At 40.8% G+C, this 9836-nt stretch carries 12 protein-coding genes; 10 read left to right on the forward strand and 2 right to left on the reverse strand.

Features of this window, described 5'->3' with window-relative positions; genetic code table 11:
* Window positions 1-122: 122 nt before the first annotated feature.
* Both AB1L08_RS19875 and AB1L08_RS19880 read left to right on the forward strand, forming a co-directional pair.
* Complete coding sequence (locus AB1L08_RS19875; protein ID WP_413066379.1) at window positions 123-734, forward strand: MFS transporter; 612 nt, start codon at window positions 123-125, stop codon at window positions 732-734.
* A gap of 65 nt (window positions 735-799) precedes the next feature.
* Window positions 800-964, forward strand: a complete 165-nt coding sequence (locus AB1L08_RS19880; protein ID WP_413066368.1) for a hypothetical protein — start codon at window positions 800-802, stop codon at window positions 962-964.
* Window positions 965-1028: 64 nt separating this feature from the next.
* Here AB1L08_RS19880 and AB1L08_RS19885 read toward each other — a convergent pair whose 3' ends face one another.
* Both AB1L08_RS19885 and AB1L08_RS19890 read right to left on the reverse strand, forming a co-directional pair.
* Window positions 1029-1211 carry a hypothetical protein gene (locus AB1L08_RS19885; protein WP_413066369.1) on the reverse strand — a complete coding sequence of 61 codons (183 nt, stop codon included), beginning with the start codon at window positions 1209-1211 and terminating at the stop codon, window positions 1029-1031.
* Window positions 1204-1710, reverse strand: coding sequence for a hypothetical protein (locus AB1L08_RS19890; RefSeq protein WP_413066370.1), 507 nt, complete (start codon window positions 1708-1710; stop codon window positions 1204-1206). Before AB1L08_RS19890 ends, AB1L08_RS19885 begins: the two co-directional genes overlap by 8 nt.
* Window positions 1711-2221: 511 nt before the next feature.
* Here AB1L08_RS19890 and AB1L08_RS19895 point away from each other — a divergent pair.
* The 8 genes from AB1L08_RS19895 to AB1L08_RS19930 all read left to right on the forward strand — a co-directional run bounded on the left by AB1L08_RS19895 (window position 2222) and on the right by AB1L08_RS19930 (window position 9446).
* Window positions 2222-2500 carry a hypothetical protein gene (locus tag AB1L08_RS19895; protein WP_413066371.1) on the forward strand — a complete coding sequence of 93 codons (279 nt, stop codon included), beginning with the start codon at window positions 2222-2224 and terminating at the stop codon, window positions 2498-2500.
* On the forward strand, window positions 2497-2619 hold the full coding sequence (locus AB1L08_RS19900; protein WP_413066372.1) for a hypothetical protein: 123 nt from the start codon (window positions 2497-2499) through the stop codon (window positions 2617-2619). The genes AB1L08_RS19895 and AB1L08_RS19900 overlap by 4 nt, the downstream gene beginning before the upstream one ends.
* Before the next feature lie 293 nt (window positions 2620-2912).
* Window positions 2913-3632, forward strand: coding sequence for an AzlC family ABC transporter permease (locus AB1L08_RS19905; protein WP_413066373.1), 720 nt, complete (start codon window positions 2913-2915; stop codon window positions 3630-3632).
* Window positions 3623-3949 (forward strand): AzlD domain-containing protein, encoded by a 327-nt coding sequence (locus AB1L08_RS19910; protein WP_413066374.1) that lies wholly within the window; start codon window positions 3623-3625, stop codon window positions 3947-3949. The genes AB1L08_RS19905 and AB1L08_RS19910 overlap by 10 nt, the downstream gene beginning before the upstream one ends.
* 94 nt (window positions 3950-4043) lie before the next feature.
* Window positions 4044-5087, forward strand: coding sequence for a low-specificity L-threonine aldolase (gene ltaE / locus AB1L08_RS19915; protein WP_413066375.1), 1044 nt, complete (start codon window positions 4044-4046; stop codon window positions 5085-5087).
* A 224-nt stretch (window positions 5088-5311) separates the two neighbouring features.
* Window positions 5312-6922, forward strand: a complete 1611-nt coding sequence (locus tag AB1L08_RS19920; protein ID WP_413066376.1) for a helix-turn-helix domain-containing protein — start codon at window positions 5312-5314, stop codon at window positions 6920-6922.
* 83 nt (window positions 6923-7005) lie between these two features.
* Window positions 7006-8457, forward strand: a complete 1452-nt coding sequence (locus AB1L08_RS19925; RefSeq protein ID WP_413066377.1) for an aldehyde dehydrogenase family protein — start codon at window positions 7006-7008, stop codon at window positions 8455-8457.
* 65 nt (window positions 8458-8522) lie between these two features.
* Window positions 8523-9446, forward strand: a complete 924-nt coding sequence (locus tag AB1L08_RS19930) for an NAD(P)-dependent oxidoreductase (RefSeq protein WP_413066378.1) — start codon at window positions 8523-8525, stop codon at window positions 9444-9446.
* The last annotated feature ends 390 nt before the right edge of the window (window positions 9447-9836 follow it).

Here is a 9836-nt window from a genome sequence, read left to right on the forward strand (position 1 = left end):
AATCTTATATCTGAATATTTAGTTAATAGGTTTGCGTTCGAAAAATTAAGGGTTGACTGTGCTTTTTATTTTTTATGGTTGCGCAATGGTTTATTAAAAAAAGAGGATTTGCCTTCAGTATCATGACATTGGGGAGCTTTACCAGTGCAATGTTGTTTCCCATTATGAATACATGGTTGATTGATCATTGGGGCTGGCGGTTTGCTTGGCAATTCTGGGGAATATTATTGCTGGTTGTGTTTGTGCCCATAGCGTTATTGGGTGTCCGTAATAGACCTGAGGATATCGGTCTGGAGCCGGATGGATTTATAACATCAAAAGCAAAGCAATATAAACCCTTGCTGGGGACTGCAGTCGTAAAAGAAGCAGATGAAGACTGGACGTTAAATGAGGCTAAGAAAACGAGGGCTTTCTGGGCAATTCTTATTTGTGTAGGAATCCCTGCAATGGTAAATACAGGAATAACATTTCATATTATTTCCATTTTTGGCAGCAATGAATTGTCTCCGGCGGTTGCGGCAATGGTTCTGAGTTTAATGGCAATGGTCGGTATTCCGATGTCTTTTATTTCAGGTATAATTACAGATCGTATTCCAACAAATTATCTTCTTCTGGCAATATTTATAATCGAAGTTATTTTACTTTTGATGTTACTTGTCACAAATAGTTTTTGGATGGCCATTTTGTTCGGAACGGTTTGGGGAATGCGAATGGGCTGGAAAGGATCAGCTTAAATGTGATATGGCCAAATTATTTTGGACGTAAGTATATTGGAAGTATAAATGGAGTCGGGGTAACGATGGGCGTTGTAGGTTCTTCTTTAGGGCCGCTTCCATTTGGAGTAGGTTATGACTTATTCCATAGTTATACACCTGTCATACTTGTCACCTTAACCTTTCCTTTAGTCGGCTTAATTTGTTCACTTATTGCAAAGAAACCTCGTAAGGCGCAATTAGAAGCGTAAACTTAATCATTGCGATTATTTGGTGTTTTGTATGAAGTCCGAAAAAAGCCGCGCTGCTCCTCCACTAAAAAGGCTTTGTTGCTATTGCCGTTTGTAAGAAATGGTGAAAGAAGAACAAGAGGTGATTATTACTGATCACCGCTTGTTCTTCTTTTTTAAGTTTAATATATAAATTAAAGATCTCATTGGAAGAGAGAGCCCCACCTGGATGACGACCTGCTTCGGCCCACCATTGTATTTTACTCATTGTATACATTTCTTTCTCTTAAATGGTATAAAACTTCAATTAAAAGGATAATGAAAGCGACCCCTGACGAAATCATGAAGCTATTGGTTTGATTTATTCCTATGGCTTTTCCGATCGCATAAGAAGCCAGGATCCTTATCAGCAACATAATCATGAAATAAAGTATGTTTTTCCCTATTATATGTTTCACTATTACTTCTATTAAATTATCAATAGTAAATAAATATACGATTAAAGCAATTGCCAGCATGATCAGCTCGTTCTTGCTGATATGTAATGAAAATAACATATTAACTGCGCTTACCGAGCCAAACAATGCAAATAAAATGAGTGCAATGGCTGCGGTTGGAAATAAGGCAATTAAAAATGTAACCAAAATAACGAGAAAGAAGTTTAACTTCTCTTGCTCCGGTTCTTTTTGATTCCCTTTGAAAACCAATATAAAGATAAGCGAAAACGAAATGAGAAAAACAACGATTAACGAAACAATTATTTTCATTAATACACTTCCCAGTACATAGGATTGTTCGACTGCTTTTTTAATATATCATGCCTGCTCAACAAAAGCTTGCTCCAAAGAGGCAATCAGTCATCATTCGAGATAAGAATCACTGTTCCACTCCGACTGGATGAATGACTCTACAGCAGGAATCCTCTCGAAATTTTCGTAATTACTCACGACTAAGGATGGAATACTATCGAAAAATCGGAAATACTCTCAACTAATGATAGAATACCATCCACTTTATGAGATACCTTCAACTAAGCATGGCATACTCTCGAAATTTTCGTAATTACTCGCGACTAAGGATGGAATACTATCAACTATATGAGATACTTTTCAACTAATAAAAAAATCAGAAATACTCGCAACTAATACGGGAATATTATTAGCATTTTGGACAATGAGTTCCGATTTTAAATCTAAGCAATTGTATAAAATTCATGAGATAATATACTTCAACCCGAAAGCCATTTCGCCCGAATGAATGAAGCCAGGGAGGATCAAAATGAAATTATTTTTAGTTAACAGCATTAGAACAAATAATTTTAACGACAAGGAAATGATGGGAAAAATCAAAACGATGTGGGAAGAAGCCTATCGCAATCTGGAACAGCATCAGAGCAGCATTTATGGCGTTTATTATGATTATGAGAGCAACTATAAAGGCGATTATTCATTAAGCGTTGCCATTGAGGACGTTATGGGCAATCCTTTATTGAAATACCGAAAAACGAAAAATACAAAATTTTCAAGGTGGATACGAGTGACAAACTTGGGGTCGTGAAAACTTGGAAAAGGATATGGGAACTAGAAGAAGCGGGCTTATTGGAGAGAGTTTATACATATGATTTTGAAAAATACTTGCCGAATGGGGAAATTGAAATTCATATCGCCATTAAGTAACGGGTTTATTAAAAAAGATGAACAGAAATTGATTAAATAAAACCATCTTGCTCCGGCATTTTTAGCTGTTTTGATAAAGGGTAATGGCAAACCGTCTTGCAGAAGCCCGGAACGGATTTGGACAGCTTAGATAAGTATATACAGCGAAATTTCAACTTTACGTTGACATTCAATAAACATGCTGATTCTCCTTCAACTGTTATAAAAAGAAGTTGATTGTTATATAGTAGATCGTTGTAAAATGGCATTATCAACAAATAGATTTATAACAGTTGGAAGTTTGGGGTGAAAAGATGAAGGCGGAAAGCAGTGTGATTTGGAAAGAGGAAGATCGATTTTGGGATGGTGTGAAAGCATGTTTGCCAACTTTATTGGGGTATTTGAGTATTGGATTTGCAGCAGGGGTTGTTGGGAAAACCGCAGGGCTTAGTGTAGCAGAAATTACTCTTATGAGTTTGCTGATTTACGCTGGATCAGCCCAGTTTATTGCAGCAGGGATGATTGCGGCGAACGCATCCGCGACTGCCGTTATTGTGACGATATTTTTTGTTAATCTTCGCCACCTTTTGCTAAGTGCGGCACTATCCCCCTATTTTCGTCATCTTAGTCCTTTAAAGAATGCGGTCATAGGCGCTTTGCTGACAGATGAGACATTTGGCGTTGCTATGAATGAAACAGCAAATAAGAAATATATCAGTGAAAAGTGGATGCATGGTGTAAATATATCAGCTTACTTAAACTGGGCTTTCGCTAATATGGCAGGGGCCATTCTTGGACAATGGATTACAAATCCGGAATATTTCGGCCTTGATTTTGCGTTGGCGGCCATGTTTATCGGACTTTTGGTGTTGATGATGGCAAGCCGCAGGAAAATTTTTATCGACATCATTGTTGCCATCAGTGCTGCTGGTATTGCTGTAGGAATAAGCCTAGTGTCAGCAGGCAGCGCAGGTGTCATCGTGGCAATAATAGTTGCTTCAACAGTCGGATTGGCGGTGGAAAAATGGAAATAAATTTATATATCCTGTTGATTATTTTGGGATCAGCCATTGTGACATTTGTTCCGAGGGTGTTGCCGCTTGTTGTTCTAAGCCGGATAACATTGCCTGATTGGGGAATGCGGTGGCTGAGCTATGTTCCAATCGCAGTCATGGCAGCGTTGGTTGGACAGGAACTGATGTTGCAGGATGGAAAGCTGCTTTTTCATAAAAATCTTGAGCTGCTGGCGGCAATACCGACTTTTGCAGTGGCTATTGTATCACGCAGTTTATTGGGAACTGTAGTGGCGGGAATTGTTTCCATGATGGTTATTCGCTTGGTTTTCCCATGAGCGGTATAAGCATGAAACTAAAAATTGTTTTGGCTATCAAATTCACTTTTGCTAGTATTGGAACTAAGAATGAATTTGGAAGGAGCACTGTTATATGCCCATAGATTTAAGAAGTGACACAGTGACTGTACCCACTCAGAAAATGCGTGATGCCATGCGGGACGCTGTGGTAGGGGACGATGTATATGGCGAGGATCCGACGATCAATCAATTGGAGCGGCTTGCTGCTGAAATAGTGGGAAAGGAGGCTGCATTATTTGTAACAAGCGGAACCCAAGGGAATCAAGTAGCCGTTTTATCACATACACAGCGCGGGGATGAAGTGATCTTAGAAGAACATTCACATATATTCTATCATGAGACGGCCGGACTTGCGACGATTGCCGGTGTTCAGGCAAGGACAATAAAAGGGGTAAACGGACAGATGCCTATTCCCGAAATTGTATCTGCCGTTCGGGAAGATGATGTTCACTGTCCCAGCACTGCCTTGATTTGTCTGGAAAACACGCATGGAGATTCCGGGGGGCGTATTCTTCCTTTAAGCTATATGGAAGAAGTTTTTCAGGTTTCCAGACAGTATCAAATTCCTGTACATTTGGATGGTGCGAGATTATTTAACGCGGCAATTGGCTTGGGTGTTGATCCGAAAGAAATGACAAAATATACGGACAGCGTTCAATTTTGTTTATCCAAAGGATTAAGTGCCCCGATGGGCTCCATTTTAGCGGGTCCGAAGGAATATATTAAAAGAGCCCGAAAGTGGCGGAAAATGTTGGGCGGGGGAACCCGGCAGGCTGGGATCGTTGGTGCTGCCGGCATTATCGCATTGGAAGAAATGGTGGACCGTCTACAAGAGGACCATATTCATGCGAAAGCACTGGCTGAAGGTTTGGCCTGTATAGATGGAATCGATATTGATGCAGAAGGCGTAGAAACCAATATGATCATGTTTTTTATTGATAAATTGGGGGTGGATGCAGGAGAATTTATTAGACAATTAAACAAGTTTGATATTCTCGCAAACCCTTCCGGTCCATTTAGGATCAGATTTGTTACACATAGAGGCATTACAAAGGATGATATTGACAGAACCATTGAGGCGGTAAAACATATTGCTGCCAAGAAAGTGAACATATAGCCTGCTATTCAAAGAGGCTGTCTAAAAAGGACAAATCCCATAAAATTAAAAAATCAAGAAATGCTGTTATATCAATATTTGAACAGAAAAAAGGGGCGTCCAAAGTCGAAAATCGAGTTTCGGACAGCCCCTTTGAAATTCGATGCTTGGACTATTGGAAATTTTCGCCTGCCAAACAAAAGCCTGTACAATGATATACTTCTTTGTATAGAAGAGGTGAGACCATGAATAATTATAAGACAAATAAGCTGCTGGAAATCAACAAGATGTTAACCCAGTCTTTAAAGTTGGAGGAAATTTTGCACCATGTCATTGTTGCAGCGAGAGCATTGATCGATGTGTCTGATGTCCTTATTATTTATTTGTATGATAAAGAAGCGAACAAATTAAAATTTGCGAAAGGAGAGGGCGTTGACAAAGAAATCTTAAAAAAGGTCGCGTTTTCTCCTGGAGAGTCGATTACGGGTAAAATTTTTATTGAGCAAAAGTCAAAATTATTTACTTCCGAGCAAGAAATAGATGAATATATGGAGAATATGACGGATGAAAATTATCGTCATTATTATGAAGGGGTAAAAAGAAGGAAAATCAGAAGCATGTTTTGCGTGCCAATCATCAATAAAGACCGCTGTTTAGGCGTAGTTGCCGTCAACAATTACAATCGAAATGGCGTGTTTACGGAGGAAGACATGCAAGTCATTGGGGTGGTTGCCGATCAGAGCGCCATTGCCATAGACAACGCAAATGTATATAAAAATTTAAAAGAGAAAAATACATTGCTGAAGCGCTCCATCGCCATACACAACCAATTTTACCAATTGATTATAGAGGGGAGGGGAATCAAGAATGTCATCTCTTTGTTGGAAAGAATGATTTCATCATCCGTTGCATTTTATCCAAACATAAATGAAGAAGACAGGGCCAATGCTTTTCCGATCAGAAGGGGAGATGACATTCTTGGCGTATTGATGTTGGACAAGCCGTTTCCGTCGTTTTCCGAAATGGATCAAATTGCCATTGAGCAAGCAAGTCTTTCGATTGCCTTGGAGCTTATTAAAGATAATGCCATTTACGAAAAGGAAATTCACTTTCGGCAAGAAGTTTTTAATCAGTTGCTGGAAGGTCTCTCGGGCAGGAATTTGCAGCACGCCTTGCGCTATGTCAAGTGGGATGAGGATTGGATGGTCCAATGCATGATTTTGGAGGGAAAAGATCAACCGTTATGGGAAGCGGACCGTTTGCTTGACAAAGAAAGATTTGTCAAATCTATTGAGCAGATTACACATGCTGTTGGTCTTCCCAGTCTTATTTTTACCCGCGCATTTCAATTAATCATCATTATACCGAAATGTAAGCAGAGCAGCATAAAAGAATTGGTCAACAGCATCCAACGTTTAGGGAAAAGTGAAAATAGCATATACTATGGCATCGGCAGGGAAACAACGATTCATGACTTATCGATTTCTTATCAAGAAGCGGTTCGTTCCATAGGTTACGCCAAATCGCATAATGTTTCAATCGTCGAGTATGCAAACTTGGGGATAGAGCGTCTTTTATATGAGGTGGATAAAGAAATATTGGACTTGTTCATGAAGGATAAATTGCAGCGGCTCCATACTCTTGATGAAACGTTCATAGATACATTGCAAATATTCATTGAGATGAACAAAAACCATAAAAAAACGGCTGAAATATTGCATGTTCATACTAATACACTTTACTATCGTTTGAAAAAAATAGAAGAAGTATTGCAAATTGCGTTTAATAATGAAAAAGACTGGATTGATTTAGTAATTGCTTTTCGGTTGTATGTGGCAAGCAACAAAAAATCTTAATGATTTTTGTTGCTTGCCACATTTATTTTGTGAATCTTAAGTTTTACGATGATATAAACCACAATGATAAGGAGGAGCGCCTAATGAGCGATATTTATTACAATTATATAAACGGCCAATGGGTATCATCATGTACAAATGAAACATATGCAAGCATCAATCCGGCCAATACGGAGGAAGTATTGGGGTATTTTCAGCAATCGAATGAAAAGGATGTTGAATCAGCGATTGCGTCTGCTGAAAACGCATTCAAAAATTGGGCTAATACCCCTGCCCCAACAAGGGGAGATGTGCTATTCAAATTAATTCGGTTACTGGAAGAGAAAAGAGAAGAACTGGCAATTCTCATTACGAAAGAGGTAGGAAAATCTCTCCGCGAAGCCAGGGGAGAAGTGCAAAAAACAATCGAGGCGATGAAACAGTTCAGCGGTGAAGCGACAAGGCTGACAGGTGAAACAGTTCCCTCGCACAACAGCGATATTTTTGCCTATACGGTTCGTGAGCCGCTTGGCGTCGTCGGTGTAATTGCCCCATACAACTTTCCGCTTGGTATCGGGATTTGGAAAATCGCGCCAGCGATCATCGCAGGGAATACGGTTGTTTTCAAGCCGGCAAGCAATACATCGCTTATCAGTGTGAAAATTATCGAATTGTTTGAAGAGGCGGGCGTTCCGGCAGGTGTCATCAATATGGTGACCGGCCCAGGGGGTGTGATTGGCAATGCAATCGGGAACCACCCGAAAATTAAAGCGGTGTCGTTTACCGGCTCTACGGATGTAGGACTGGCATTAGGGAGAGCGGTCAGTACAAGAGGAGCAAAAATGCAGGCAGAAATGGGCGGCAAAAATCCTTCCATTATTTTGGAGGATGCCAACATTGACGAAACCGTTGAAAATCTGGTCATCAGCGGGTTTTTGGATAACGGGCAGCGCTGTACAGGAACGAGCCGTGTCATCGTCCTCAAATCGATCGCAAAGGAATTAACGAAAAAATTAGTCTCCAGGGCCAAGAAATTGGTGATCGGCGACGGATTTGGGGAGAACGTTGATAATGGCCCCGTCGTAGATGAAGGGCAATTAAACACCTATTTACATTACGTACACTCTGCCATTGAAGAAGGGGCCATCCTTGAATATGGCGGTAAAAGATTAACAGAAAATGGATTGGACAAGGGGTATTTTGTCGCCCCCACCATATTCAGCAATGTCACAAAGGATATGACCATCTTCCGGGAAGAAATTTTTGGGCCTGTCATAGGCATCACAACGGTGGATTCGTACGAAGAAGCGTTGGAATTGGCGAACGAAAGCGAATTTGGGCTTTCGTCCACCATCTATACAAATGATTTGAAAAAAGCGTTTCACTTTGTTCGAAATATCGAATCAGGTGTCACACATGTCAATATTCCTTCCAATTATTTTGAAAACCAATATCCATTCGGTGGAAAGAAGGCTTCCAGCATCGGCCCGCGCGAACAAGGTTCGACCGCGTTGGACTTTTGGACAGATTACAAAACGGTCTATATCAAACCGTAATTTTTCTAAAAGAAGGGGGGAACTGCGCATAACATGCGCAGCTTCTGTTCCCGGCTGCATTAAAAATGCCTGAGCTAGAAAGGGAGATCACGTTGAAAAATATTGGAGTGGCCGGCTGTGGTTTGATGGGATCGGGGATTGCCAAAAATTTGTTAAAAAAAGGTTATAGCGTGTCTGTATACGATATTAACGAAGCGGCCGTGCAAAAGTTAGTCAGTATGGGGGCAAATGCCAAAAAAGATATCAGAACAATGGCAAAAGAAGTGGATGTCCTGCTCTTGTCCTTACCCTCGCCGCAGTTAATAGAAAAACTAATGATAGATCCGGAAGAAGGGGCGTTCGGCGCTCTGAAAAAGGGTGCTTTCATTTTGGATATGAGTACCAATGACGTAGCATTGACAAGAAGGTTGTCTTTAAAGGCACAAGCGTATGGCTTGGAATATTTTGATTGTCCTTTGAGCGGAGGTCCTGCCGGAGCGGATGAAGGTACACTAACCATCATGGTTGGCGGATGTGAAGCAAAGTTTCCTTCCATTTTGCCCATTTTAAAAGCCGTTGGAACAAATATACATTATGTAGGCCCGAGTGGAGCCGGCCAAATTGTAAAATTATGCAATAATATGATTGTTGGAGGCATCATTTCCTTAATAAGTGAAGCGCTTTTGACCGGGGAAAGAGCCGGCGTTTCGAAAGAAAAAATGGCAGCCATCATTCAAAAAGGTTCCGGACAAACAAAAGTAATGGAGGTGTTTGGGCCTAATATATTCAAGAATACTCCGGAAGAAGTGACATTTTCTCTTTTTAATATGAAGAAGGACTTGAATCTTTATCGGAATTTGGCCGAAAACGCCGGCATTCCGACAATGGCAAGTGAATCAGCCCGCCAGTTATACCAAATAGCCGAGTATTTACAAAAAGGGCAGCAGGATGCAACCGCGGTATTCGATATCATTGCCCAATTGGGAATAGAAGAGAAAACCCGTGTATAGAAAAGACTTCTATATAAAATGAACTTTTGAATGCAACGTTAAAATCTGACAAAAAGCCATTGCGTCTGGTCATTGGTCTCCCATCCTTTTTTGACTATTCGTATTCTATACCCGAAAAGATCGGTAATGGGATTCCGTTCCTTTGACCGTTTTCAGTGAAATAGTACCAGCGCGGGCAATGGGGTCCGTTCCTTTGCCCGTTATCAGTGAAATAGTGCCAGCACGGGCAATGGGGGTCCGTTCCTTTGCCCGTTATCAGTGAAATAGTACCAGCGCGGGCAATGGGGTCCGTTCCTTTGCCCGTTATCAGTGAAATAGTGCCAGCACGGGCAATGGGGGTCCGTTCCTTTGCCCGTTATCAGTGAAATAGTACCAGCGCGGGCAATGGGG

It is taken from the genome of Siminovitchia jepli (assembly GCF_047228825.1).
Lineage (GTDB): Bacteria > Bacillota > Bacilli > Bacillales > Bacillaceae_C > Siminovitchia.

Bases quoted from the DNA above. Each gene is read 5' to 3' on its own strand.
- AB1L08_RS19895 (WP_413066371.1), top strand. From the start codon at position 2,222: ATGAAATTATTTTTAGTTAACAGCATTAGAACAAATAATTTTAACGAC.
- AB1L08_RS19905 (WP_413066373.1), top strand. From the start codon at position 2,913: ATGAAGGCGGAAAGCAGTGTGATTTGGAAAGAGGAAGATCGATTTTGG.
- AB1L08_RS19920 (WP_413066376.1), top strand. From the start codon at position 5,312: ATGAATAATTATAAGACAAATAAGCTGCTGGAAATCAACAAGATGTTA.
- AB1L08_RS19925 (WP_413066377.1), top strand. From the start codon at position 7,006: ATGAGCGATATTTATTACAATTATATAAACGGCCAATGGGTATCATCA.
- AB1L08_RS19875 (WP_413066379.1), top strand. From the start codon at position 123: ATGACATTGGGGAGCTTTACCAGTGCAATGTTGTTTCCCATTATGAAT.
- AB1L08_RS19930 (WP_413066378.1), top strand. From the start codon at position 8,523: ATGCCTGAGCTAGAAAGGGAGATCACGTTGAAAAATATTGGAGTGGCC.
- AB1L08_RS19880 (WP_413066368.1), top strand. From the start codon at position 800: ATGGGCGTTGTAGGTTCTTCTTTAGGGCCGCTTCCATTTGGAGTAGGT.
- AB1L08_RS19910 (WP_413066374.1), top strand. From the start codon at position 3,623: ATGGAAATAAATTTATATATCCTGTTGATTATTTTGGGATCAGCCATT.
- AB1L08_RS19890 (WP_413066370.1), bottom strand. From the start codon at position 1,710: ATGAAAATAATTGTTTCGTTAATCGTTGTTTTTCTCATTTCGTTTTCG.
- ltaE (WP_413066375.1), top strand. From the start codon at position 4,044: ATGCCCATAGATTTAAGAAGTGACACAGTGACTGTACCCACTCAGAAA.
- AB1L08_RS19885 (WP_413066369.1), bottom strand. From the start codon at position 1,211: ATGAGTAAAATACAATGGTGGGCCGAAGCAGGTCGTCATCCAGGTGGG.